At 49.8% G+C, this 24,836-nt stretch carries 21 protein-coding genes; 12 read left to right on the top strand and 9 right to left on the bottom strand.

Features of this window, described 5'->3' with window-relative positions:
* The first annotated feature begins 154 nt into the window (after positions 1-154).
* A complete protein-coding gene (locus tag VGN67_RS06425) occupies positions 155-2,023 on the top strand; it encodes a peptidase M61 (RefSeq protein ID WP_327485960.1) in 1,869 nt (622 codons plus the stop codon).
* Positions 2,024-2,170: 147 nt separating this feature from the next.
* On the opposite strand, the gene VGN67_RS06420 is transcribed toward VGN67_RS06425, so the two are convergent.
* From VGN67_RS06420 to VGN67_RS06410, 3 genes are all read right to left on the bottom strand, one after another.
* Positions 2,171-4,186, bottom strand: a complete 2,016-nt coding sequence (locus VGN67_RS06420) for a S9 family peptidase (RefSeq protein ID WP_327485959.1) — start codon at positions 4,184-4,186, stop codon at positions 2,171-2,173.
* Between the two features lie 127 nt (positions 4,187-4,313).
* Positions 4,314-5,759: a Gfo/Idh/MocA family oxidoreductase gene (locus VGN67_RS06415; RefSeq protein ID WP_327485958.1), complete on the bottom strand. Its 1,446-nt coding sequence runs from the start codon at positions 5,757-5,759 to the stop codon at positions 4,314-4,316.
* A gap of 193 nt (positions 5,760-5,952) precedes the next feature.
* Positions 5,953-6,252, bottom strand: a complete 300-nt coding sequence (locus tag VGN67_RS06410; protein ID WP_327485957.1) for an SCP2 sterol-binding domain-containing protein — start codon at positions 6,250-6,252, stop codon at positions 5,953-5,955.
* A gap of 134 nt (positions 6,253-6,386) precedes the next feature.
* Here VGN67_RS06410 and VGN67_RS06405 point away from each other — a divergent pair, with 134 nt between their 5' ends.
* From VGN67_RS06405 to xylA, 3 genes are all read left to right on the top strand, one after another.
* A complete protein-coding gene (locus VGN67_RS06405) occupies positions 6,387-6,881 on the top strand; it encodes a hypothetical protein (RefSeq protein WP_327485956.1) in 495 nt (164 codons plus the stop codon).
* A 169-nt stretch (positions 6,882-7,050) separates the two neighbouring features.
* Positions 7,051-9,168, top strand: coding sequence for a peptidylprolyl isomerase (locus VGN67_RS06400; RefSeq protein ID WP_327485955.1), 2,118 nt, complete (start codon positions 7,051-7,053; stop codon positions 9,166-9,168).
* A 155-nt stretch (positions 9,169-9,323) separates the two neighbouring features.
* On the top strand, positions 9,324-10,652 hold the full coding sequence (gene xylA, locus VGN67_RS06395; protein WP_327485954.1) for a xylose isomerase: 1,329 nt from the start codon (positions 9,324-9,326) through the stop codon (positions 10,650-10,652).
* Between the two features lie 107 nt (positions 10,653-10,759).
* On the opposite strand, the gene VGN67_RS06390 is transcribed toward xylA, so the two are convergent.
* Positions 10,760-12,112, bottom strand: coding sequence for a M28 family metallopeptidase (locus tag VGN67_RS06390; protein ID WP_327485953.1), 1,353 nt, complete (start codon positions 12,110-12,112; stop codon positions 10,760-10,762).
* Positions 12,113-12,467: 355 nt separating this feature from the next.
* Between VGN67_RS06390 and VGN67_RS06385 the strand changes: the two genes are divergently transcribed.
* The 8 genes from VGN67_RS06385 to VGN67_RS06350 all read left to right on the top strand — a co-directional run bounded on the left by VGN67_RS06385 (position 12,468) and on the right by VGN67_RS06350 (position 17,880).
* Positions 12,468-12,644 carry a hypothetical protein gene (locus VGN67_RS06385; RefSeq protein ID WP_327485952.1) on the top strand — a complete coding sequence of 59 codons (177 nt, stop codon included), beginning with the start codon at positions 12,468-12,470 and terminating at the stop codon, positions 12,642-12,644.
* A complete protein-coding gene (locus VGN67_RS06380; RefSeq protein ID WP_327485951.1) occupies positions 12,645-12,797 on the top strand; it encodes a hypothetical protein in 153 nt (50 codons plus the stop codon).
* Between the two features lie 442 nt (positions 12,798-13,239).
* On the top strand, positions 13,240-13,662 hold the full coding sequence (locus tag VGN67_RS06375; RefSeq protein WP_327485950.1) for a hypothetical protein: 423 nt from the start codon (positions 13,240-13,242) through the stop codon (positions 13,660-13,662).
* 446 nt (positions 13,663-14,108) lie between these two features.
* Positions 14,109-14,474: a hypothetical protein gene (locus tag VGN67_RS06370; protein ID WP_327485949.1), complete on the top strand. Its 366-nt coding sequence runs from the start codon at positions 14,109-14,111 to the stop codon at positions 14,472-14,474.
* A gap of 357 nt (positions 14,475-14,831) precedes the next feature.
* On the top strand, positions 14,832-15,455 hold the full coding sequence (locus VGN67_RS06365; protein ID WP_327485948.1) for a hypothetical protein: 624 nt from the start codon (positions 14,832-14,834) through the stop codon (positions 15,453-15,455).
* 337 nt (positions 15,456-15,792) lie between these two features.
* On the top strand, positions 15,793-16,191 hold the full coding sequence (locus VGN67_RS06360) for a hypothetical protein (RefSeq protein ID WP_327485947.1): 399 nt from the start codon (positions 15,793-15,795) through the stop codon (positions 16,189-16,191).
* Positions 16,192-16,585: 394 nt separating this feature from the next.
* A complete protein-coding gene (locus tag VGN67_RS06355; protein WP_327485946.1) occupies positions 16,586-16,999 on the top strand; it encodes a hypothetical protein in 414 nt (137 codons plus the stop codon).
* A 35-nt stretch (positions 17,000-17,034) separates the two neighbouring features.
* Positions 17,035-17,880, top strand: coding sequence for a metallophosphoesterase (locus VGN67_RS06350; protein WP_327485945.1), 846 nt, complete (start codon positions 17,035-17,037; stop codon positions 17,878-17,880).
* 16 nt (positions 17,881-17,896) lie between these two features.
* Here the strand turns inward: VGN67_RS06350 and VGN67_RS06345 are convergent, their stop codons facing one another.
* From VGN67_RS06345 to VGN67_RS06325, 5 genes are all read right to left on the bottom strand, one after another.
* A complete protein-coding gene (locus tag VGN67_RS06345; RefSeq protein ID WP_327485944.1) occupies positions 17,897-18,205 on the bottom strand; it encodes a GNAT family N-acetyltransferase in 309 nt (102 codons plus the stop codon).
* A 7-nt stretch (positions 18,206-18,212) separates the two neighbouring features.
* Complete coding sequence (locus tag VGN67_RS06340) at positions 18,213-19,664, bottom strand: NAD-dependent succinate-semialdehyde dehydrogenase (protein ID WP_327485943.1); 1,452 nt, start codon at positions 19,662-19,664, stop codon at positions 18,213-18,215.
* A gap of 225 nt (positions 19,665-19,889) precedes the next feature.
* The gene (locus VGN67_RS06335; protein WP_327485942.1) at positions 19,890-20,696 is read right to left on the bottom strand and encodes an SRPBCC family protein; all 807 of its coding nucleotides are present in this window, start codon (positions 20,694-20,696) and stop codon (positions 19,890-19,892) included.
* 248 nt (positions 20,697-20,944) lie between these two features.
* On the bottom strand, positions 20,945-22,954 hold the full coding sequence (locus VGN67_RS06330) for a plastocyanin/azurin family copper-binding protein (protein ID WP_327485941.1): 2,010 nt from the start codon (positions 22,952-22,954) through the stop codon (positions 20,945-20,947).
* Positions 22,955-23,004: 50 nt separating this feature from the next.
* Positions 23,005-24,735: a family 16 glycoside hydrolase gene (locus tag VGN67_RS06325; RefSeq protein ID WP_327485940.1), complete on the bottom strand. Its 1,731-nt coding sequence runs from the start codon at positions 24,733-24,735 to the stop codon at positions 23,005-23,007.
* Positions 24,736-24,836 lie beyond the last annotated feature (101 nt).

Below are 24,836 nucleotides of genomic sequence, written 5' to 3'. Positions count from 1 at the left end.
GCTGGCTTGCCCTACTGTGCCTCCTCAACCCGGTAATACGCCGCTTATAAAGATATAGGAGCTTTTTAATAAGTATTTATGTTTTATTTACGTTACTACTGCCAACTAAAGGTAGTTTAGCCTTACCGATTACCTACTAATTTTCTTTACCTGCATGAAAAAAGCTAATTATCTAGTACTGTTGGTCCTGCTCACGGCAAGCCAGCATGTATTTGCTCAAAAACAATATCAGTTTTCGGTGGACTTGACGCAGCCGCAGAACGACAAGCTGACGGTGAGCCTACTGACGCCCGCCATTAAGCAGAAAGAAGCAGTTTATAATCTGCCGAAGATTATACCCGGTACCTATTCTATTAATAACTACGGCTCCTACGCCAGCAATTTTCAGGCTTTTGATAAAAAGGGCAAGTCGCTGAACGTAGAGCGAATTGAGAAAAACAGCTGGAAAATTGCGAATGCGAACAAGCTGCACCGGATTACCTACCAGGTTGATGATACCTGGGACTCGCCCGAAATCAAGGAAGATGTATTTGAACCCAGCGGTACCAATATTCAGCAGGATACCATTTTTGTGCTGAATCCGTTTGGCTTCTTCGGGTACTTCCAGGGTATGGAGCGGCAGCCCTACCAGGTGACCGTTACCAAACCCAGTGGCTTTTACGGCTCTACCTCACTGGTTAATCAGAACAAAGGAGCTAACGGCGCTTCCAATCAGGATGTATTTGTTACTAACGACTACCACGAGCTGGCCGACGCGCCTATCATGTACAACCGCCCCGATACCGTGTGGCTGAAAGTAGGGAATGCGGATATTCTGGTATCGGTGTTTTCGCCCAATAGTAAAGTAGCTACCAAAAGCCTGGCGGCGGATATCAAGCCGGTGCTGGAAGCGCAGAAAGACTATCTGGGTGGTACCTTGCCCATTGACAAGTACGCTTTTATCATTTATATGTCGGACAATAAGAATTTGACCCGCTACGGAGCGCTGGAGCACTCGCTGTCGTCGTTTTACTACCTGCCCGAAAGCATGTCGTCCGAGCAGCTTTCCAAAACTATGAAGGACGTAGCCGCGCACGAGTTTTTCCATATCCTGACCCCGCTCAACATCCACAGCGAAGAGATTGGCAACTTTGACTATATTAATCCCCGGATGTCGCAGCACCTGTGGCTGTACGAGGGGCTGACGGAGTACGCAGCCCACCACGCTCAGCTACAGGCCGGTATTATTGACCTGGAAACCTACCTGGGCCGACAGGAAGAAAAGATTGAGCACGCCCTGACCCGCTACAACGATACGCTTTCCTTTACCGAAATGTCGCGTAATGTACTGGATACCTACAAGGACGAATACCAGAACGTGTACGAAAAAGGCGCCCTGATTGGCCTGAGTCTGGACCTGCGGCTGCGCCAGCTTTCGGGTGGGAAATACGGTACCAAGGATTTGATGCGTGACTTGTCCAAGACCTACGGCAAAGACCGGTCCTTTAAGGATGAGGAGCTTTTTGATAAAATTGCCCAGCTGACCTACCCCGAAATCCGGGAGTATTTCCGGAAGCACGTAGAAGGAGGCGAACCGCTGCCCCTGGGTGAGTTGTTCGGTGCCATTGGGGTGGAGTTTGACCCCGCCGGTGAGAAGAAAGAGCTGGAAAAAGGCTTCGGAGTAAACTTCGCGCTGGTACCCGGTACCAAAACCATCATGATTGCCAACGTCGCCAACGCGACGGATTTGGGTCAGCGCCTGGGACTGAAACAAATGGACCAGATCCAATCGGTCAATGGCCAGCCGTTTAATCTGGAAACGTATGCTTCGGTACTGCAAAGCTACGATGAGGACTTTAAACTGGGTGATAACGTAACGTTTGTGGTAAAGCGGAAGGTATCAGAAGATGAAACAAGGGAAGAAACCCTGACCGCCGATTTGCGCGAAGCTACCATTACCTTTCCCACGCTGAAACCCGAGGCCAACCCAACGCCTCAGGAACTGCAGCTTCGCCAGTCCTGGATGGGGCAGGCGGGCAAGTGATGAGCCGTTAGGTATTAGCTGTTTGCTTTTTAAAAACTGTACCTAATCTAATAAATAGAAAAGCGCGGGGAGTTTCCTTCCCGCGCTTTTCTATTTATTAGATATGCTAACAACCGACAATCCGAAATCCACCTTCGAAATTTCCGTCTACGGTTTCAGGTACTTGTCAAACCAGTTAATGTACCTTTCGAAACGGTCTTTCTGATAGCTGGGTACGGTTATGCCGTGGTACTGGTTGGGATAAATTACCAGCTGGGTAGGTACTCCCAGCGACTTTAGGGCCTGGTACATCTGCTCGGTACCTACGGCGGGTACGTTAAAGTCTTTCTGTCCTACCATAAATAAGGTGGGAGTTTTGATACGGTCGGCGTGGAGCAGGGGAAAACCTACTTTCAGGTACTTGTCAATCCCTTCCCACGGGCGACCCAGTTCATTTTCGTTTTGCAGAATGTACTGGTCGACCCCGTACATTGATAGCTGAAACGATACCCCGGCACCGCTGGCGGCGGCCTTGAAGCGGGTGTCGGTAGCAATGGCGGCGTTGGTCAGGATACCGCCGTAGCTCCAGCCGCCAATTCCCAGCCGTTCCGGATCAGCAATGCCCTTTTCAACCAGATAATCCACCGCCCCCAGCAGGTCCACCACTTCCAGGTTTCCCCAGTCGGCGTTGATGGCACCGGTATAGGCCAGGCCACGGCCATTGCTGCCCCGATAGTTGACCGCCGCTACGGCGTAACCGGCGGCAGCCAGCATTTGCCGGCTCAGGTCAAAGCCCCAGTCGTCCTGGGCTACCGGTCCACCGTGAATAAATACAATGAGGGGAAGTTTCTTTCCCGCCGGGGCGTCGGGCGCCGATGCGTCGGGCGCTCCGGCGCCCGGCGGCAAAAACAGCAGGCTGGAAACCTGGGTACCATCTTTGCTCTTCGAGGTGAAGCCTTCTACTTTCGCCAGCTGTAGTCCATCTACAAACTCGTTGTGGTGGTGGGTCAGGCGGCGGGTTTTGCCTCCTTCCAGGGCGTAAAGCTCAGCGGGAACGTGCGGCTCGCTAACCGAGGTTACCCAATTACCGGCAGAGTGCAGTTCCAGATAGTTAAAGGCGCGCTCGCCACTGGCCACTTTCGTCATCTTGCCCGATTTTAGGTCATATTGCGCCACATAACTCTGCCGGTCGTCGTCGACCAAGGTGGTCAGGGCTTGTCCGTCGGCGGTCCAGCGGTGATTCGAAACATCGCGGTCCAGCGTCTGGGACAGTACTTTGGGAGTGCCTCCCTCCCGCGCTACCACCGCCAGGTGCGACTGTCCGTACATGCTATAGGCCTCCGACGAGGAACGGAGGTAGGCAATCTGCCTGCCATCGGGACTCCAGCGGGGCTGGCTGTCGGAGCCGCCCCAGGTGGTTATTTTTTTGGGAGTAGCACCGGGTTTGGCATCCATTACCCATATATCGGAATTTACGTTACGGTCGGGGTCTTCGGTGCGGTTGCTGACAAAGGCAATCTGCGAACCATCCGGCGACCATTCCGCACCGGTTTCGCTGTAGGTACCTGTAGTCAGGGTATCTATTTTTTTGGTAGCTACATCCAGCAGGTACAGGTGAATGGGCTCGCGCTGGAGGTACCCCTGCACATCCTGCTTAAACTTAAAACGGTCCGTTACTATTGGGTCGGGTACTTTTTTCTTGGTGGAAGTATCGGCCAGTTGCTTTACTTCCAGCAGGATTTTCTTTCCGTCCGGCGACCAGGCATAGTCTTCCAGTTCGTGTTTCAGGTCGGTGAGTTTTCTGGCTTCGCCTCCCCGCCGGTCCATCAGCCAAATCTGGCTTTGGTCCAGATCGCCCCGCGACGATACGAAAGAAAGAAACTTGCCGTCGGGGCTCCAACGCGGCTGCGACTCGCCGTCGGGGCTGTGGGTGAGTTGAATGTTTTCTTTACCGTCCCAGCTGATCATCCAGAGATCGGCGTTGCGTTTGTTTTTGGCCGAATCAACCGTTGACACTACATAGGCTACCCATTTGCCTTCGGGCGATACCTGCGGACTGGAGATGTTTTTGAGCCGGTATACATCCGAAGGCTTCAGTTTTCGCTTATTGGCCGGTTGAGCCAGTAGTCCGGCGGTGAGCCCCAGGAATAGAAAGAGAGAGAGGAATAATGATACTTTTCTCATAGAGATTTACCCTGATACTTTATGGATTGAAACAAGTCAACAATTTGGTGAAAAGTAGATTGGAAAACAAAAAGAGGTACCTACTAAGGTACCTCTGATTAATATTTAGAAGAAGTTCTGCGGAAATCTACCAGCCGGTGCGGTACTCGCGCTTCACAAACCCATTGGCGGGAGCAAAATTGGTGATTTTCATATTGGGACCGTCCCAGAGCAGCTTCTGACGGCCGGGAAAAGTAACGCCCTTGCCGTCGGCTTTGGGCTCCCGGTACAGGAACGACCGCACCGCCAGGTTGCCCATCAGTACTGTTTCGGTGAGGGGGCCGGACTGGTCAAATGACGAACTGGTGTAGGCGCCGTACCCCTGCTTGCAGGCCTTTACCCACTGCTGCTGGTGCCCCGGCCAGCCACCTTCCACGAGCGGGCGGGTAGGTTTGGGCAAATTGGTACCCTTAAACTTTGCCTCCGGCCACAGCCGCGGATTAGCCCCAAACAGCTCGGCACTTACTATACCTTTGGTACCAATAAACATGATACCGCCGTCGGAACTGCCAAATACAGTCTGGTAGTCGCAGCCGTCGGGTAAGGCGGGGCGAATGCCGCCGTCGTACCAGTTAAGCCGGATTTCTTCCCCATTCTTCACCTGCGAAGGAAAACGGAGGTGGATGGAAGAAGAAGGCGGACAGACGTCATCGAAGAAGGCTTCCTGAAAGAAATCCGCGTATACCGAACCCACGCTACATTCAACGGAGGTTGGGTACCCCAGCTTCAGCGCCCGGAAAGGGACATCTATAAAGTGGCAGCCCATGTCGCCCAGCGCACCGGTACCGAAGTCCCAGTAGCCGCGCCAGCGGAAGGGCATGTATGCTTCGTGGTAGGGGCGCTGAGGCGCAGTACCCAGCCACAGGTTCCAGTCTACTCCCTCGGGAACGGGCTGTGACTCCCCCCGGTCTTTGGGCGATTTGACCCCCTGCGGCCACACCGGCCGGTTAGTCCATACTTCTACCGTATGCACGTCACCAATCATACCCGACTGCACAATGGCTTCGGTCTGGCGGGTACCGTCGCCGCTGCTGCCCTGGTTGCCCATCTGGGTTACTACCTTGTATTTTTTGGCGGCTTCGGTTAGCATACGGGCTTCCCATATATCCTTGGTCAGGGGTTTTTCTACGTACACGTGCTTTCCCAGTTGCATGGCGGCCATGGCTATAGGGTAGTGCATGTGGTCGGGCGTAGTGACGATAACGGCGTCAATATTTTTAGCTTCCTTTTCCAGCATCTGGCGGTAGTCGCGGTAGTAGGGAGCCTGCTGAAACTGCGCCCGGTACTTGACCGACTGCCGGTCGTCCACGTCGCACAGGGCCACGAAGTTATCGGTACCTTTGTTATAGGCCTGCTGAATGTTGTAGTCGGCTTTGCCACCGCAGCCTACGGCCGCTATATTAAGCTTGTCGCTGGGGGCTATGTACCCTTTGCCAAGTACATGGCGGGGTACTATCATGAATCCGGCCGCTGCCAGGGTACTACCTTTTATAAACTGACGCCGGGTCGGGGAGGGTACTTTATTCTTTTCCATAAAGAGCCAAAAAGTAATTTAGCAGACAAAGCCCGGGCGGCCTTTAACTTACTCACTGGTACTTAGGTAGAATCGGTGTCACTGGCGGTTTGCGGTTGTCTTCACCAGTGGCACCGGGCAGGCGTACAATTGGTGCCACTGGTCGTTACAGGTTACTATACCAGTGACACCGGCTATTTTAGCACCGGCCTTGTCAGCTGCCGAAGGTCTGGGCTATTTTCATGGCAATGCCCATGTCGCCTTTTACTTTCAGCTTGCCCATCATGAAAGCGGTCATGGGGTTAAGGTCTCCGTCCATGAGCTGGAGGGCGTTCTTGGTAGATATTTCCAGGTTACAGTCAGCTTCCCGGTCTTCGTTGGATACCACATTTGGTACCTGGGTTGAATCTACAAACACCACCCCTTCTTCGGTTTTGAACTTAACGGTTGCGTCGAGTCCGCTGTCATTTCCTACTATGTTTCGTATGCGGTCGGTCAGGATTTGTAAACTCATTCTTCGGTCGGTTTTTAGTTAATTATTGTTAATAACGTGTAAATGTATCGGCGCAGTAATAAAAATCAAATGCTTTTGGTGTTTTCATTGAAATCGGCAATTTTTGGCCTCTTTTTAAGTAATTTTTCAATTTCATGCAAAATCAGACAGAAGCACCCGCCCAACGGCCTTTATTTTTGACGGTGCTGTGTGTGCTGACTTTTATCAGTGCGGTGTCGGGATTATGGACGCAGTCGGAGCGGCTTTGGACTCCCGGTGTGGTGGCCGATCAGATGCAGCAGATGTTCGAGACATTCAGGGAAAATATGGAGGAACGAAGCCAGGAGGCTGACTCCGATATAGTCAATAGCCTTTTTGACTCGGTCCTGACCCGCCTGGATGCTGATACCATCCAGACCAGCGCCATTATCCTGCTCATTTACGAATCACTGACTTTGTTTGGGGCCTATCTGATGTGGGGGCTTCAGAAACGGGGCTTTTACTTTTACGCGGGCGGGGTAGCCGTAGCGCTGCTGGTACCGGTACTGCTCATAGGCGGTTGGCTGGGCTTAGTAGTGACGCTGGGCGAAGCTTTCTTTAGTATTATTTTTTTGGGCTTGTACGCGCTGAATTTAAAATACATGCAGTAATATATAGTCTTTTGGCCGCCCCGAACGTTGTAGGTAACCTGTTGGGTTGGAAAAAGTTTTGAAAAAGAAGTGACTTTATTGACATCCTGACGGATTAGAGTCCAAACAATCTTGGATAGTAAGAATAAAAGATTTTATTTTGCGGGTCAAATTTTTGAAATAGTACAAAATGGCATTAATTACAAAAATCAGAGAGAAGTCAGGTATTGCCGTTACGGTTATTGCCGTGAGCTTAATCCTGTTCATCGTGGGTGGTGACCTGCTGGGCCCCAACACCCTGTTTGGCGGAGGCAATAACCAGACGGTAGGAGAGATTGCCGGAAGAGACATCGACATCAAAGATTTCCAGAATCGGGTGGATGTACTTCGCCAGAACTACGAAGCCCAAACCGGCCGTAGTGCTAATGAGCAGGAGGTGGTTGCGCTGCGGGAGCAGGCCTGGAACCAGATGATTATTGATATTGCTTACAGAGAGCAGTACGAAAAACTGGGTCTGGAAGTAACGGACGAAGAATTGTTTGACATGGTGCAGGGGAATCATATCAGCCCCGCTATCCAGCAGGCTTTTGCTGATCCTACCACGGGCCGGTTTGATAAAACCGCCGTTGTCAGCTACCTCAAAAACCTGAAAAGTCTGCCCCTGCCTCAGCAGCAGTCGTGGGTAGCTTTTGAGAAAAGTCTGCGGGACGATCGCCTCCGTCAGAAATACGAAAACCTGCTACGGTTGTCGTCGTATGTGACCAAGGCCGAATCCGAAAAGGAATACGTAGCCCAAAATACAAAGGCTTCTATCCGTTATCTGTACGTGCCTTTCTATTCAATTCCTGACACGACGATAAAGGTGACGGATGCTCAGCTGGAGAAGTACCTGAACGACCACCGCGACGAATACAAAGGCGCCGAAACCCGTACCATTCAGTACGTAACGTTCCCGATACAACCCGCCAAAGACGATAGCTCAGCGCTCTATACCGACATCAAAGATCTGGCACGTGGTCTGGCGGCGGCGGAGAATGATTCATCCTACGCCCGCATGAACTCGGATATTCCCATGCCTACTACTATGTCGTTTGCGAATATGTCGGATCAGCTTAAAGAAGCGGTGAATACATTTGTACCGGGTGGTGTGTACGGTCCTTATCGCGAAGGCAATACTTATTTTATATATAAGTACGGAGGTACCGTAAAAGATTCGGTGTATACAGCCCGGGCCAGCCATATTCTTATTCGTCCCGAAAATCCTTCGGACTCAGCTAAATCAGCTGCCCGCCAGCGGGCCGAGGCTCTGATCAACCAAATCCGGGGCGGTGCCAGTTTTGAAGCCCTGGCGGCTACTTCCAGTGCCGATCCGGGTTCGGCGCAGCGCGGTGGCGATTTGGGGTACTTCCAGAATAACGGCTCTATGGTGAAGCCTTTTGAAGATGCCGTTTTCTCTATGAATGGTACCGGTCTGGTGAACAGGGTTGTAGAAAGCCAGTTTGGTTTCCACATCATCAAAGTAACCGACGCCAAAACTAACACGTTGTACCGCATCGCAGCCATTGGTAAGACCATCGCCCCCAGCCAGGCGACTCGTGACGAGGCCTACCGGAAAGCCGATGAATTTGCTACTTCGGTAGATACCAAAGCAGAATTTGATGAAGCTGTTAAGAAAGACAAGTCGCTGGTAGTAGCTACGGCTAACCGCGTACCCGAAACAGGTACTACTATTAACGCTGTCCAGAACGCCCGGGAGATTGTACGCTGGGCTTTCAATGATAAAACCGATATCAACGATGTATCGGAAGTATTCGAAACGGACGAGCAGTATGTAGTAGCCGTAGTGACCGGCAAAACCGACCAGGACAAAGTAAAGGTTGACGATTTCCGGGATGAACTGACCGCCAAGGTACGTAATCAACTCAAAGCTGAGCAGATTACCGCCAAACTGAAAGGACTCAACGGAGATTTGACTGCCATGTCGGCCAAGTATGGTGCCGGAGCACTCGTTGAAGAGGCCGAAGATCTTTCGTTGGCTACCGGCTTCCTGAGCAGTGCCGGCTTTGACCCTATCGCACTGGGTAAAGCCTTTGGGCTGAAAGTAGGTCAGAAAACGGGCGTATTCACCGGTGAAAATGGCGTGTTCGTCGTTGAGCTGAAAGGACGCACCGACGCCCCCCAAATTGCGGATTATACACCTTACAAAACCCAGCTTCTGCAGGCGCTCGAAAGCCGTACCAGCTTCCTGTTGAGTGAGGCCATCCGTGATAAGGCCAATATCGCTGACCACCGCGCCAGATTCTTTTAGTAGATTAACATAGCGACTATCTTATAAAAAGAGTAGGTCAGGGCGTATAGCCCTGACCTACTCTTTTTAATTTATTACTGTAATTCGAGTAAAAATTGTCAATTTTACACTTAACAAACTAACTCTAATATTTAACCACTATTATCACTACAAACATGGGTATTTTACTTGGTGATCGGGAGTATTTTAAAGGCGTTGGCAAAATAGCCTACGAAGGTCCTGAAACAGATAATCCACTTGCCTTCCGCTGGTACGATGAAAATCGGATTATTGTCGGCAAAAGCATGAAAGAGCATCTGCGGTTTGCCATCGCTTACTGGCATACCTTCGTTGGTTCCGGGCTGGACCCCTTCGGCGGGCCTACCCAGTTTTATCCCTGGGATGAAAAAAGTGACCCTATTGACCGGGCCAAAGATAAAGCGGATGCTGCCTTTGAATTTATTACCAAGATGGGTGCCCCCTACTACTGCTTCCACGATTTAGACGTGATAGACTACGCCGACGAAGTACGTACCAACGAAAAGCGCATCCAGACCATGACCGACTACCTGGGCGCTAAGCAGAAGGAGTCGGGCGTGAAGCTGCTGTGGGGAACTGCTAACCTGTTCAGTCACCACCGTTACATGAACGGCGCTTCCACCAATCCTGACTTCCAGGTAGTAACCCACGCCGGTGCACAAGTTAAAATGGCCCTGGATGCTACCATTGCTCTGGGCGGTGAGAACTACGTGTTTTGGGGTGGTCGTGAGGGGTACATGACCCTCTTGAATACTGACATGAAGCGTGAGCAGGAGCACTTTGCCCAAATGCTCAAAATGGCCGTAGCCTATGCCCGTAAAAATGGCTTTAAGGGCAAGTTCTTCATTGAGCCTAAACCCATGGAGCCTACCAAGCACCAGTACGACTACGACTGCGCTACCGTTATAGGCTTCCTCCGTCAGTTTGACCTGCTGGACGACTTCGCTATTAATATTGAAGTAAACCACGCTACGCTGGCCGGTCATACGTTTGACCACGAATTACAGGTAGCGGCCGATGCCGGTGTGCTGGGTTCCATTGATGCCAACCGCGGCGACTACCAGAACGGCTGGGACACCGACCAGTTTCCGAATGACCTTATGGAGTGGACGCAGGCCATGATGGTAATCCTGAAAGCAGGTGGACTGGCCGGTGGAGGTATCAACTTCGACGCTAAACGCCGCCGCAACTCAACCGATATGGAGGATATATTCTACGCCCACATTGGTGGTATGGATACCGTAGCCCGCGCTCTGGTAATAGCGGATAAGGTCATCCAGCACGGAGAATTTGATAAAATACGTACCGAACGCTACGCCAGCTTTGACAGCGGTAAGGGCGCCGACTACGAGGCCGGTAAACTGCAACTGGAGGACCTCTTTCAGATGGCGGTAGACGGTGGTGAGCCTACGATGATTTCCGGACGCCAGGAGTACCTCGAGAACCTACTGGCCCGGTTTATTTAGGTGGTTAGGTATTAGCGGGTTAGCTTTTAGCTAATGGCTGCAACAGCCTTTTATAATTTTAAATAAGAAGCCCCGCCAGCACTGGCGGGGCTTCTTATTTAAGGTACTTACCGCATGCCGGGGCGGGGTAGTACCGGAAGGCTCTCGTTGCCGTCTTCACTGACGGCCTGCACCGCAAAGAAGTAGTTGTCTTTGGAGTAGGGCAGGGTCAGGCCCAGTTTGTCGGTAAAAAATTTCTTTTGCCAGAAGGGCCAATGCGTTTCCCGCATGAGCACATAGTACCCTTTTACCTTACCGCTCTTGGGAGCCTGCCAGAAGAGGGAGGTAGCATTGGTCAGGTTCCGGGCTTCCATGGTTACGTTCTGCGGCTGACCGGGTGCCTTAGCCAGATTGGCCAGATTAGCCAGGTTCAGCGCCGTGTTTTTATGCAGGTATTCAAAATCCATGAACTTAGCGTAGTCACCGTACTCCACGCCTTTCTCGGTGCGCAGGTCCTGGTGCTGGTGCTCAAAGTTCTCATTCATCTCGGTAATACGAACGGCTGCAAAGTCGCGGTTGACAAAAGGCGTATGGTCGCCGCCGCGCAGGTAGCGGTCGTTGCGGTAGATGAGGCGAACTTCCAGATTATCTACATAGCGTTCGCCTACCTCTTTGACATAACGCGCCAGTGTACGTGACTTGCCATCGTTTTCCAGACCATACTGCCGGACGTTAGCGGCCCTTTTGTCGGTTTCGAAGCCCGAAAGCCCCTCGCTGAATACCCGCACCACGGTGTTATTAATAATCCGGGTGTCATGGCTGTTGTTGGAACCCATAATGTCGTTATTGAGCAGGGCTTCGAGGTTCCACTTTTCGTCCAGGGCCCGCTGTGCCAGGTGCTCTGCCCCGAGCAAGCCCTGTTCTTCGCCACTCACTGCTACAAATACAATGGTTGCCGGAAAGCTGTACTTACTCATCACACGAGCCAGTTCTATTACCGCCGCCGTACCGGAGCCGTCGTCGTTGGCACCGGGGGCTTTGCTTTCACGGTTCATGACGTCAGTGACGCGGCTGTCGATGTGCCCGCTCACCAGAAATACGCGTGTATCCGCAGGATCGGTACCTTTCAAAGTAGCCATGACATTGCCCATTTCCACGGGCTTGTCAATGCGGCGGCCGTCGGGCTGCAAGGTCCAGGTATCGATGGTAGCCGTCATGCGGCCCCCCGACTGCCTGGCGTACTGTTGAAATTTGCCCAGTGTCCAGCGCCGGGCCGCTCCTATACCCTGCGGGCCGGTAGTGGCGCTTAGGGTGTGGCGGGTACCAAAGCTTACCAGTCCGTCGATATGCGCCCGCAGGCTGTCTTCAGAAATCTCAGCTACCATTTGTGAAATGGCAGGGTCACGCTGAACGACGGTTTGGGCATGGGTATTAGGTATGGTTAAAAGCAGGATCGAAAAAAGAAAAAAGACTTGTTTCATAGAAGTAGTAGGACCAATTGAATTCAGGATAAGTAGTAAAAATACAAAAGTCCTGTCAACTTGTTGTGAAAACAGAAGAAAGGATTTCGGCCGGGGAACCCGTGTCGGCAAGCTGTCGCCCGTGGCAGACTCCTTTTTAGACTACCTCAAACAGCAAAAGCTCACTATTATACAGGAGAAATTTTAGTGGACGGAGAAGTAACTTCCAGCTGGCATATACGCTGATTTTACCCAATGCCGGTCAATAGGTACCCTGAGTCTCTGGTGACACCTTTGTCGTGAAAGGTAACTTATCGAAACACCACCTACTTTGCCATAGTGTGCAGAAATACCTGAAGAGAAAAGCATTAAATTCATGAAACCAAAAAATACAATTACACTGCTCACTGTCAGTATAGCGGCGATTGCTACCATAGCTGCCGCAACCGGGATTTTTTCCAATCAGGGGCCGGGACCACAGCAGTACAAGACATTACGGGGAGAAACGGCACCCATCCTTAGCGTGGTACTTGGTGTACTTCTAATCCTCTGAATGAGTCTCTCGCCCCTGATCTGGACAGAAGGTACCCTACAGGATTACGCCAGTTCGTTCCACTCCTACCTGGCCATTGTGTTTGGGACGATGGGGCTGTTTTTAACGGGGTTTCTGGTGACGGCGTTGGCAGGAGAGAGTAGTGAGGTTTAATGAAAAGAATTGCTAACTTTATTTGCTGGTTTAGTCTGTCTACTAGCATAGGGCCTATGATTGCGTTAACGCCCAGGCCCATTCCATGACCTATGAACTCAGCTATCACTTTAAAGACGTTATGGATTGGTAGGGCTAGGATTTGGTATAAGCCCGAAAAAAAAGGTGCGCAAATGGTAGTATCAGAATAAAACTTCTGAATCAGCTTACTTGGATTTGGAGGATGTCTTTGCTATTATTTGCGTTGCAAACGCGAGAAGATATAACCCTGATTTCAAATCAGGGTTAGCGGGAACAAACGCTATGTCACAGAGATTATTTCGGACCGCCGCCGCGGGAGAAAACTTTATTATGTTGGACAAACCTGATGAACTAAATCTATAACGGAAATAAACGCAACTGGTTGCGTTTATACAGATGTTAGGTGCAAGCATAAAAACCTATGAACTTTATAAAAAGATTGTTCAGTTATAAAAGAAAACCAAGGGAGTACAATCTGCCTGATGGTTGGACTGAAACTAAGATTTCTGAAGATAACTATATCACTCATATTCCTCAAGAACAAAAAGACAAATGGCTAATTGACAAATGGGATAAGGACAAACTGCCAGAGATATTGTTAACACACGGATTTCATTTGAAGCAGGATGGACGAGCAGGAACTATCTACTATGTTTCCAATGACCAATTTTGCGAAATATATTATGAATTATCAGCGGTTCCTCAATTCGACATACTCATTTTCTTTGATAGTTTAAAAGAATGGTCACAACCAAAACGTGAAATGACAGAGGAAGAAAATATAAAACTAAAACAAGAACTGACTAACTGGCTTGCTAAGGAGAAAATCAAAGCTGACCTATAAAAATGCCTGCACCTAACAACGTGTAAACGCTAGCCTCGGCCGACGGCCGAGGCCGCCGTTTACACCAGTACGTTCTGTGCAATTTTTGGAGACACAAAACATTATAATTTAATGATACGACTTATTTTAATACTCCTTATTATTTCAATAAAAAGTGTTGTTGCGCAGCCAGGCCCTTTCGGTGGCTATGATATGTCCTTTACAATTATTGATGATAAAACTAATACAATTGTTGACTCGAAGAATAAAAATTTCAAAGTATTTCCAACGCACTATTTGATGCCGTTGTTGGAGTTATCTCCAACGATCTACCAAGTTAGAAACCCGCCGGGATTGGATATTCAAATGCACCTTTGGGATCAGTGCTTTTAAAAAAGGTAGATACCGTAGAATAATTGTCGGAGATAACTCCAACAAAAGCGTAAAAAATTTAAAATAGTAGAACAATGAAAGAAGGTATTACAGACGTTCTCAAGCTGTCATCAATTAAAAAATTAAATAATAGCATCATATTGACTTTAACCATCGAACCAAACTTTTATACTTTACCGATTGAGTTAAACTACCCAGAAAGAATCAGACAAGAATTTTTCATAGTTAATAGTAAAATAGAAATAAAAATTACTGGCGGTAATGTATTAGATTTTTATGATGGTATTAAGAGTAGATATTTAAATACAAATGTTCTTTTCTTTATTGAGCAAAAAGAAAAATATCTAACTTTTTGGAATTACGAACCATGGTATGACAATATAGGCGTTGGTGATATGGAAGATTTACGCTATGAATTGTATGAAGTAAAAAAAATATAAAATGCCTATGCCTAACATTGTATAAACATCATACTACGGCCGACGGCCTAGCACGTTGTTTATACTAACCGTTAGCGGTAATTTAAATCAACAAGGTATGCCTTCTGAAAGTCTTTTTACAGCCGTTGTTGGAGTTCTCTCCAACGACCTACCAAGTTAGAAACCCGCCGGGCTTGGATATTCAAATGCACCTTTGGGATCAGTACTTTTACAAAAAGGAGATGCCGTAGAATAATTGTCGGAGATAACTCCAACAAAGGCGTAAACACGACCATAGCATACAGATTGACCTACAACATGATAATATTAGTAGTATCGATAATTTTTATTCTGTTTATAGTAGCATTTATTTATGCTATGAAGAAAGAGACGAAAAGTAACCAAGAAACGGAAGATTTATATGCCAAAATAAGGTCGTTATCAGATGGCATTTCAGACATTGATAAAGTTGAACAAAGTAATAACAACACTGTCGTTTCGATAACCAAAGGAGAATACGTTAGCCTAAACAGATTAAGCAGAATTTACAAGTATGCTCATGAAAAAGAATACTGGGTAGAATTTTATTTAGAAAACTCAACTTTAGAAGATTTCAATTTCGCTATAAAAAAGGTAGAGCTATTTTCAAACAACTTTAAAATTGAATCTAATTTAATATTGCTACTCGAAAAAGTTCCTGAATATATGGCTCCGCCATATGGCAATCGCTACTTCGATACAAATTCATATAACAACTTTGCTCTTGGAAAAACAGGGAATAAAACCTTTATCTTCAAAAGTAGGTTTAGTTTAAATGATGATTTAATCACTTTTAAAGAATCAGATTACATAGTAGTTAAGCTTGAAATTAACAGTCTAAATAAGGAATTAGAAAAATATGTCGTTTCAGAAAGTGTCGAACTTATCGAAAGTTTTAAAAACATGAGGTTCAAAAATATCCAATCTATCGACGAAAAAATAGAATGGATAAATAATGATTAAACATGGAAAGTAGTTTATTTCAAACCTAGTTTCCAATTTATTGGACTTAATCAAGCAAATGGACTAATGATTAAATGGACTAGAAAAACATTGATGCCGTTGTCAGAGTTCTCTCCAACGACCTACCAAGTTAGAAACCCGCCGGACTTGGATATTCAAATGCACCTTTGGAATCAGTGCTTTTAAAAAAGGTAGAAACCGTAGAATAATTGTCGGAGATAACTCCAAAAAAGGCTTAAAAATAGGTTTCAGCTGGCATATACGCTGATTTTTTCAATAAATTTGAGGCGCTAAACTACTATAGGTACCCTCACAGGGTACCGGGTAAACCCACGCTATGAAAACCCTTATTACTGAACGATTTGCCATTAATGGTGTACTGGCCCTGCTCACCCTGATACTAGCGTTCCATGTGCTGGTAGTACTGGGCGTAGTACCTTCGGGAATAGTATGGGGTGGTAGGATACAGAACTCTTCGCAGTTATATACTATGGAGGCCGTATCCATTGCCATCAATTTGCTGCTACTGGCAATGGTAGCCATAAAGGGCGGGCTGCTGCGGGTAAACCTGCCTCCTCTCTTTTTCAAAATTTTCTTTTGGACCATGTTCGCGCTTTTTCTGCTCAATACCGTGGGCAACCTCCTGGCCGTCGCAACCCTGGAAACCATACTTTTTACACCCATAACGCTGTTACTTTCGGTATTCTGCTTTCGGTTGGCTACCAGCAGGGCCTGAAAAGCAGGTGCTGTTTCTACTATCCGATGTAGTTTGATGAATACCTGAAAAATGGCACTGTTTCTGTCCATAGCGTTTGGTTTTGCTGGTCGGTAGGGTTATTCATGTACCTGCTGGAAATCGACTATGGTAGTTTGCAGTATAAGGCGAAGGCATAAAGTAGTTTTCCGGTATAGAAATTTAGCTCCGGTTTTTTCAGGGCCGCTGAAAATTTTTAGATTCGAAAAATTCCAGAACCCGGACGATAAAAAAACTATGGTAATACTTTTATATTTGAGAAGTTAGCAGGTACCTACGGAATAGGTACCTGGTGAAAGTTTGGGTTTCAGGTAGAGAGAGAACGGCTATGGCGACGGTCAGGATCAAGCGGAATGATGAATCGATAAACCGATTCATGGCATATAGTATTTACATGGATGGTACTAAAGTAGGAAGCCTTGCCAACGAAGGTTTCCTTACGGTGAAGGTAGCGCCGGGTCGGCATACCCTCTATGCCCGGATTGACTGGCTGAAAAGTCCGGGCCTGACGTTTGATATTTCTGAAAACGAAACAATAACCTATGCCGTGAGTGGCTTCCGGAATGTAAACCTGCTGGTGATCGCCCTTTTTCTGGTGGTTCTGTACAATACCCTCCGGTTTTTGTTTAACGTAGAAAGTACTTTCTTACTGCTATTGCTGGTACCTGCTCTGGTTGTAGTACTTTATTTTCTGACCCTGGGCCGCGAGAAGTACCTTTCCATTGCAGCCGAAAGAACTCCTCCGGCAGCCCGGGCAGTGGCCCCTCCCAACAAGGACTTACCGACCTGACCCATGGCAGATTTACCCACTAATACAGTACTATTGTGAACAGAAGAAATTTCCTGAAAGGCGCGGCAGCAATGGGCGCAGCCGGATTGCTCACGGGCTTGTATACCTGGCAGATTGAACCCTTCTGGCTGGAATTCGTGAGGGTCAATATGCCCGTCAGGAACCTGCCCGATAGGCTGGTGGGCAAGACCCTGATGCAGATCAGCGACATCCATGTCGGCAACCGGTTTGACCGCAAGTACCTCGTTGATTCTTTTAAGAAAGCGCAGCAGTACAACCCTGACTTTGTCGTGTACACGGGCGACTTTGTCAGCTACGAGTCGAAGGAGCAGTTGAATCAGCTGGAAGAAGTGTTCAGAGATGCCGTAGTTGGTCGGTTAGGTACCGCAGGAGTACTGGGGAATCATGATTACGGTGAAAATTGGGCCGAAAAGCCAGTAGCCGACCATATTTCCGGCTTACTTACAGAAAAGGGGGTGACCATTCTGCGGAACGAGCAGAAGGACTTTCAGGGCTTGAATATCATTGGGATTGACGACTACTGGAGTCCCAACTTTAATCCCCAAGCCGTTATGAACTCCGTAGATCCACAGCAGCCCAGTGTACTGCTTTGCCATAACCCGGATGCCGCTGACCAGCCCGTCTGGAACGGCTACCGGGGTTGGGTACTATCGGGACATACCCACGGCGGGCAGTGCAAGCCTCCCTTTCTGCGTGCGCCTCTGTTACCAGTAAAGAACAAAAGATATACGGCTGGCATGATAGACCTGGAAGATGGAAGAACGCTCTACATAAACCGGGCGCTGGGGCACCTGTGGCAGGTTCGGTTCAACGTCCGGCCAGAAATTACTTTATTCAGCCTTCAAAAAGCCCAAGGATAGTCAGCTTATTATTTGCTCACATCGCTTTCAGCTGCGGCTTATCCTTTTTCCAGATGTCGCCGTACTGCTCTTCCTGCTTCTTAAACTGGCCCTGTACAAAAGGACAGTAGGTAGTTACCATCAGGTTGTTGTCGCGGGCGTAGTCGGCCATGGCGTCAAGAAGTTTTTTAGCGAGCCCCTGGCCCTGTAACCTTTCCAAAACGGCCGTATGGTACACGGCCATCTCGTTGCCTACTATACCAATTACCATTTCGGCTACCCGCTCGCCGTTTTCCTTCACGACAAAAGAGCCTTTATCATTGGATACAAATTCTGCTTTGTTCATTGTTTATTTATGGTTTATCTACTCCCCCAAAACACAGGTACTTAATTTCCATAAAGTAGTCCATGCCGTACTTTGAGCCTTCGCGGCCAAAGCCGGATTCTTTTATACCCCCAAAGGGAGCTACTTCCGTCGAGATTAAGCCTTCGTTAATCCCTACCATACCATATTCCAGGGCTTCGGCTACCCGCCAGCAGCGGTTCACATCCTGGCTGTAAAAGTATGAGGCCAGACCGTACTGGGTATCATTTGCCATCTTTATGGCCTCATCCTCGGTACTGAACCGGAAAACAGGAGCCACCGGACCAAATACCTCTTCTCTGGCAATGATCATATCTGCGGTAGCGTCGGCCAGTACCGTTGGCTTATAAAAAAGGCCTTTCATGCGTTCGCCGCCGTAGGTAACCCTGGCTCCTTTTGAGACGGCATCCTCTACGTGTTCGGTTACCTTTTCAATAGCTTTTTCACTAATCAGAGGACCCAACTGCACACTTTTATCAAGACCGTTGCCAATCTTTAGTTCAGCTACCGCCCGCGAGAACTTCTCCACAAACTCGTCGTATATTTTTTCTTGTACCAGTAAGCGGTTGACGCAAACGCAGGTCTGGCCGTTGTGGCGAAATTTGGATACGATTGCACCCTTTACGGCCGCATCCACATCCGCGTCGTCAAAGACAATGAAGGGAGCGTTACCGCCCAGCTCCAGCGACAGCTTTTTCAGCGTAGAGGCACACTGGCTCATAAGTACCTTGCCTACGGGCGTGGAGCCGGTAAAGGAAAGCTTGCGCACTTTGGGGTTCTCACAAAGCTCTTTTCCGATGCCTTTGCTGTCAGTAGTTGTGATCGTGTTGTAAACGCCGGGCGGAAACCCGGCCTGCTCAGCCAGGGCTGCGATGGCTAGTCCGGTCAGGGGAGTTTCTGATGGGGGTTTGATCAATACCGGACTACCCGCAACCAGGGCGGGACCTACCTTACGGGTAATCATGGCCAGCGGGAAGTTCCAGGGAGTAATGGCGGCTACTACCCCTATGGACTGCTTAATGACCACTAGCCGCCGGTCTTTGGTAGGTGGAGGAATAACATCGCCATAGGCACGTTTGGCCTCCTCGGCAAACCATTCGACGAAGGAAGCACCGTAGCTGACTTCCCCCAGGCTTTCGGTAAGTACCTTGCCGGACTCAATGGTCATGATCCGGGCCAGCTCTTCTTTGTGCTCCATAATCAGATCAAACCACCTCCGCATCAGGGCGGAGCGCTCCTTCGCCGTCATATCACGGTACGCGGGCCAGGCCCGGTCCGCTGCGTCAATCGCCTGACGTACCTCCTCCCGACTCATATCGGGCACAGCCGCTATCACTTCGCCCGTAGCCGGGTTAGTGACATCAAACGTTTTACCGCTTGTGGCTTTCAGCCACTTACCGTTTACGTAGGCTTCTGTTTTAATCAGGTTGTTTTGTTGCATGGGGTAGAAAAAGGATGAACTGACCAGGAGCCTGGGAAAAGAGGGCCGGGAAACCGCCTTCGGAAAGATACAACTTTGCTTTGCTCCAGATTGCAATACTACCTAATTGGAATGGGAAAAGAAACCGGGTAAAAGCAGACAGATATACCTACCGGGCTCTCGTAGCCATAAATAGTACGAGAGCCCGGTAGGTAGCGTGTCAGTTGCTCAGCAAGCCTTTCCCTGTCAGGAATGCAAAGTACCCTGGAATTCCTGCGTTTCCTGAACACTATTGGGATCAGAGCCGGTATGTTTGGCGGTAGGGTGCGGTACCACAAAGTTTTCACCGGTTTCCATCAGGTGTTTAAAGCGGCGCAGGTCATTTTTAACCATTTTCTTAAAGGCCGGATTGAACAGCTTCCCGACGGTTTCGCCCAGGTAGCCCGCTGGTGGCTGATATTTAATAATGGCATGTACCTCGGTGCCCTTACCGTCTATGGAGTCTTTGAAGCGTACTTCACCGGCGTTATCCACGTCAGCACCCGGTACGGAGCGCCACATGATGCATTCATTTTCGCGGTCCTCCACAATTTCGGCGTCCCATGCTACCTTGCCAATACCTCCCGGTACGGGGGCCGACCAGTGCGAACGCCGGTTGTCAATCTGGGTAACCTTTTCCAGGTGGTGCATGAACTGGGGCAGGTTTTCGAGCTGTCGCCAGAACTTGTACACTTCGGCCCGGGGTTTGTTGATAGTGACGGTGCTTGACATATTGATGGCATCTGTGTCACGACCGGCGGTATTTCGCCCGATAGCATTGTTCACATAGCAGTAACCGGTGGTACCCCGGTGCAGAAGCGACGCCCCGAAAGTAGCTACTAATAAGCGACCTAAGGTAGGTTTGCGTAAACCGTAGTAAGTAAGTAATGCTCCTACGGTGGTCGAAATAATACGCTCGGTGGTACCTACGTTAGTTCTGGACGAACCACTGGCAATGGGTTCGATTGAAGTTTGCTCTTTGGTACTGGCCATACCAATTTCTGATGTTATCATAGTTTTTGCTGGGATTGAGGTTTTATAAACAACTCTCATTCCGGCAAAAAAATCAGGCCACTTAGGGTAAATACAACCCAGTCAAAGTAGAAAAAAAGAGTCCGGAGCAGGTAGGGTAATTCAGGCAGAAAAAAAGAACAAAAGAATACAGGTACCTGGTGAAGAGCGGGTTGTCAGATAAGACTTAAAAAGTGCCCTACCTGTGGTGTGAGTTGCTCACTCCACAGGTAGGGCAGCAGCAGGAATACTTATTTTACAACTTTCAGCTTTCCCTGCATAACTATATAATGACCCGGGAAGGTACACACGTAGGTGTAGTCACCGGCCTGTTTGGGAGCTACAAAGTAGATGGCTTCGCTGGTTTCGGGCTGCAGAATATTGGTATGATAAATAACATTAGCCGACTCCGGTACGTATTGCATTTCAGGACCTTTCAAGCCTAAAGTAAGGGCTGCTTCACCCACCTGATTGGCCGTGCCGGGCTTGGTAATTACGCAGTTGTGGAGCATATCGTCGTCATTATTAAATACCCACTTCACCCGGCTCCCTGCTTTTACCCGTACTTCGGGAGCATCAAACTTCAGGCCCGGCTTGGTCCCCAGCGTAACTACCTGATCGGGGCCGTTGGTCCAGTCGGCGGGCATGGTAGTAAGGCGCTTGGCTGAGGCCGCCGCAGCGGCCGCTGAAGTACTTGTATTGTTTGCCGCGGGCATGGTGTGTCCGGCATGAACGCTGGTAGCTGCACTGGCCGTCATAACTGGTAGAGTCGCTTTTTCTCCGGGAGCAATTTCGTTCAGGGTATAGTAGCCAAAGGTATGCAGCAGCGAAAGTCCATCATTAGACTTTACACCTTCGGCTTTCAGTTCGTGAATGTACCCTTTGCGCAGGCTGTCAGTATCCACCACCAGGCGCGCGCGCAGACCATCTTCTGATACTACTATTCCTTTAATACCCATTTCTTTGGCATTGATTATCGGGCTGCCGTAGTTGTGGTGGTACTTATAGGTAAAGCTGTTGAGCTGGTACGAAGCCGGATCAGAGGCGGTGGCTTTGTCGGCTGGTAGGGTAAAAGTAACCTCAAAGCCATCGGGCATAGAGCGGATAGACTTCATTTCGAAGGGGGTCTTGCCGGTCCATACCAGGCGCTGAATACCAAAAGGCGACTTACCCGTAGCCGACCAGCCCCGGCTGGTTTGCCCCACGAACAGGGAGCCGTCCAGACCCCATACCAGGCGAATCAGGCCGGACTGAAATCCTTCGCGGAAGGGGAAGCAGGCACCCTGCCATACGCCATTGACTTTTTCCATATCAACGCGCATGATTTTACTGTGCCCCTGGTCACCAACGAACATTTGGCCTTCGAAAGGTCCAAAAGCCCCGCGGGTGGTATCTTCTTTAAAATCGGAAGTTGAAATTCCCATGAGGGTATGCGGAAACCATACGGCCGGAGGCTTGATACCCGGCACGCGCTTGGCAACGTCATACAGGGGTTCGCCCGTGTCAGGTACATCTTTAGCCTTTAGCTTAACCGGCGAGCCGGGGCTGTCGCTCCACCGCAACCCTTCGGGATTACCCGCAAAATCGCCTTTTTCCAGGTGTGTCATGCGGCCCGAGCCAACCCAGTCTCCCTGATTTTCGGTATAAAAAATATCTCCCTGAAAAGAACCGAAGCCCGCCGGAGAGCGCAGACCCGTAGCCCAGGGAGTCAACTTGCCGTCTTCACTGAGCTTGAGCATCCAGCCCCGCCACTTGGACTGGCTGGCCCCGTGCCCGATCCAGTCGAGGTTAAGGGTTACGATCATTTCCCCGTTGGGCATGGGTACGGGTCCGTAAGAGTACTGGTGGTAGTTGCCCGACAGTGGCCATCGGGCAAACGAATCGTAAATATCGGCCTGACCGTCGTTGTTGGTGTCGACCAGTTTGGTCACTTCACCCCGCTGTGAAACCAGAAAATGGTCGCCGCGGTACAGGAGTCCCAGGGGTTCGTGCAGCCCGTAGGCAAAGCGGCTGAACGAAGGTCGGCCGTTGCCTTTCATGTACGGATTGGTGATCATCCATACCTCGCCCCGGCGGGTAGAAGCTGCCAGCCGTCCGTCCGGCAGTACCGACAGTCCGCCTACTTCCAGCTCGATATTTTCGGGAATCGGCATGGTGATAATGCGGTAGTAGTCGTCCTCGGTGACAGGACGGGCGGTTTGCGCCTGCAACGCTGCAAGGCTACCTACGGCCAGAAGGGCTGATAATAGTATATTTTTCATTTTTACTGCAAGTATGTCTTAATCCAAAAAGCGGGTTTGTTGAGGAGCGACTACCAGAACAGGGTGTAGCTGGTTGAGCCAGTCACCGGCAGCAGCAACTCCTGCTGTCCGCCCGACTTACGTACGACTGCTTTCGCCTTTTTGTCCATCCGGACAAAGTACTGGTTATCTACTTTATAAAGGCCTTTGTCTACCATTTCAATTTGCTGACCGGCACCTACCAGGGTATAAAGGGTACCTCCGCTGAGCGTACCGTCTACGTTGATGGTACGTACCAGTCCGTCGGTGCCGGGTACCAGGTAATCGTTAATCGTAGCCGAACCTGCCGCGTAGCGCATCATGGGGTAGCCCTGCGCGTCCAGACGGTAGCCCAGGTAGTTGAGGTCGGCGGAGTCGGGCCAGGCGGTATTGGTATTTTTCAGGATGGCCACGCTGCTTTTACCCGATACTGGTACCGTCAGGCCGGCGGTGAAGAGTAACTGCGGCTCGCCGCGCTCGTACCACATTTCGGTTACGTTGGCAAACTGCCCGCGCCAGGCCTGCAACAGGGCACCCCGGTTCAGGTCCATGGTATAGTGCCAGCCCGCCGGGCTTCCCACCGAAATACAGTGGGTACGCTTTTGTTTCTCGTTGCTGAGCTGAATGAACGAACGAATCATTTCGGGTTGGCCCGCGGGAGTGACACCCATGTAGGGCTTGGGCTCCGGTACCGGCAGTGACGACAGGGGGTTCAGGTCATAAGGACGTACGCCCGCCGCTTCGACACGCAAGCCCATAGCCGCCGGACGCCAAGGAAAGCGCGAGTAGTACAGCCGGAAGCGGTGGTTACCTTTGTTGAGCTGCATTGATCCCGAATGAATATCCTGCGAGGTAGTTTCTCCGGCCGCGATAACGCTTTTGCCGTCAATATCCAGTTTTAGAGCCGGGCCGGTGTAGGCCGTAGTAAATATGTAAATACCAGGTTCTTCTACGGCCATGTCTCCCTCATATACCACATGAAATTCCCGCATACCGGCCCCGACTTCCTGGGTCAGTACATCTGTTTTTTGTTCACGTACTACTTTCACCGGATTGGGATTGTTCCAGGAGTCGCTGTAAAGCTTATAGGACATACCTTTCAGAGCCAGCGGTTTGCGGTCAGCCAGTAGCTGGTAGCCAATATTCCGGAAGGCAATAGTACCCTTGGTTACCTCCATACTCAGCGACTGCGACTCCGCCACCGGTCTGGCGAGGGGCAGGTACACGCTTTGCTGTACGGTAACATCATTGAGCGCCAGGGTATTCAGCAGGGCCGAACCGGCTTGGGTGGGGACAGAAGCATCATAGGCCAGTTCCAGGGTTTGCCAGATACCTGGGGCCTTGGCGGCATTCTGGGCGGGGAATTGCCCGATGTAGCCAGCGGTTTGGGCGTTGGGGCCAGGTTGTTGGCGGCTGTCGGCCAGGTGTACCCGCTGTCCGCCGGGCAGCTGCACGTAGCCTTCGGCTCCGGGTGATAGCATAAACTCCATGCGCAGCCGCAGGTCGCGGGCTTTGAGTTGGGTACTTAGGGGCGCGCCCGGTGTACCTACCAGTATGCCATTTCCAGCCTGGGTTTTTACCGAAGATGCGTTGTCGGGGTGCATGGATACACCGCCCTTGACCGACCAGTTGGAACCGGCCTGGCTGAAAGCCCCGAGGTCATTCAGTGGTACTAAGGTATAGTTGCCCCGGTCAGACTGGGCTGAAAGCAGCAGCGGGCAGGAAATCAGCAGCAGGGAAATGATTCTGGTTAAAGAAAGCATTACTGTATACGTGTAAAGGGTACATTTAATCGCAATATAGCAATAAAACCCAACTTTGACAGCAGGTCTTATTGCTATAATAAACGTAAACAGATTAGAAA

Origin of the sequence: Telluribacter sp., assembly GCF_035998675.1 — a bacterium.
GTDB lineage: Bacteria > Bacteroidota > Bacteroidia > Cytophagales > Spirosomataceae > Telluribacter.
Note: the sequence above shows the minus strand (reverse complement) of the source record. Positions and strands in the feature narration are given on the sequence as shown.

Bases quoted from the DNA above. Each gene is read 5' to 3' on its own strand.
- xylA (WP_327485954.1), top strand. From the start codon at position 9,324: ATGGGTATTTTACTTGGTGATCGGGAGTATTTTAAAGGCGTTGGCAAA.
- VGN67_RS06330 (WP_327485941.1), bottom strand. From the start codon at position 22,954: ATGAAAAATATACTATTATCAGCCCTTCTGGCCGTAGGTAGCCTTGCA.
- VGN67_RS06335 (WP_327485942.1), bottom strand. From the start codon at position 20,696: ATGATAACATCAGAAATTGGTATGGCCAGTACCAAAGAGCAAACTTCA.
- VGN67_RS06385 (WP_327485952.1), top strand. From the start codon at position 12,468: ATGAAACCAAAAAATACAATTACACTGCTCACTGTCAGTATAGCGGCG.
- VGN67_RS06345 (WP_327485944.1), bottom strand. From the start codon at position 18,205: ATGAACAAAGCAGAATTTGTATCCAATGATAAAGGCTCTTTTGTCGTG.
- VGN67_RS06405 (WP_327485956.1), top strand. From the start codon at position 6,387: ATGCAAAATCAGACAGAAGCACCCGCCCAACGGCCTTTATTTTTGACG.
- VGN67_RS06325 (WP_327485940.1), bottom strand. From the start codon at position 24,735: ATGCTTTCTTTAACCAGAATCATTTCCCTGCTGCTGATTTCCTGCCCG.
- VGN67_RS06410 (WP_327485957.1), bottom strand. From the start codon at position 6,252: ATGAGTTTACAAATCCTGACCGACCGCATACGAAACATAGTAGGAAAT.
- VGN67_RS06380 (WP_327485951.1), top strand. From the start codon at position 12,645: ATGAGTCTCTCGCCCCTGATCTGGACAGAAGGTACCCTACAGGATTAC.
- VGN67_RS06390 (WP_327485953.1), bottom strand. From the start codon at position 12,112: ATGAAACAAGTCTTTTTTCTTTTTTCGATCCTGCTTTTAACCATACCT.
- VGN67_RS06365 (WP_327485948.1), top strand. From the start codon at position 14,832: ATGAAGAAAGAGACGAAAAGTAACCAAGAAACGGAAGATTTATATGCC.
- VGN67_RS06400 (WP_327485955.1), top strand. From the start codon at position 7,051: ATGGCATTAATTACAAAAATCAGAGAGAAGTCAGGTATTGCCGTTACG.
- VGN67_RS06360 (WP_327485947.1), top strand. From the start codon at position 15,793: ATGAAAACCCTTATTACTGAACGATTTGCCATTAATGGTGTACTGGCC.
- VGN67_RS06420 (WP_327485959.1), bottom strand. From the start codon at position 4,186: ATGAGAAAAGTATCATTATTCCTCTCTCTCTTTCTATTCCTGGGGCTC.
- VGN67_RS06415 (WP_327485958.1), bottom strand. From the start codon at position 5,759: ATGGAAAAGAATAAAGTACCCTCCCCGACCCGGCGTCAGTTTATAAAA.
- VGN67_RS06370 (WP_327485949.1), top strand. From the start codon at position 14,109: ATGAAAGAAGGTATTACAGACGTTCTCAAGCTGTCATCAATTAAAAAA.
- VGN67_RS06425 (WP_327485960.1), top strand. From the start codon at position 155: ATGAAAAAAGCTAATTATCTAGTACTGTTGGTCCTGCTCACGGCAAGC.
- VGN67_RS06355 (WP_327485946.1), top strand. From the start codon at position 16,586: ATGGCATATAGTATTTACATGGATGGTACTAAAGTAGGAAGCCTTGCC.
- VGN67_RS06340 (WP_327485943.1), bottom strand. From the start codon at position 19,664: ATGCAACAAAACAACCTGATTAAAACAGAAGCCTACGTAAACGGTAAG.
- VGN67_RS06375 (WP_327485950.1), top strand. From the start codon at position 13,240: ATGAACTTTATAAAAAGATTGTTCAGTTATAAAAGAAAACCAAGGGAG.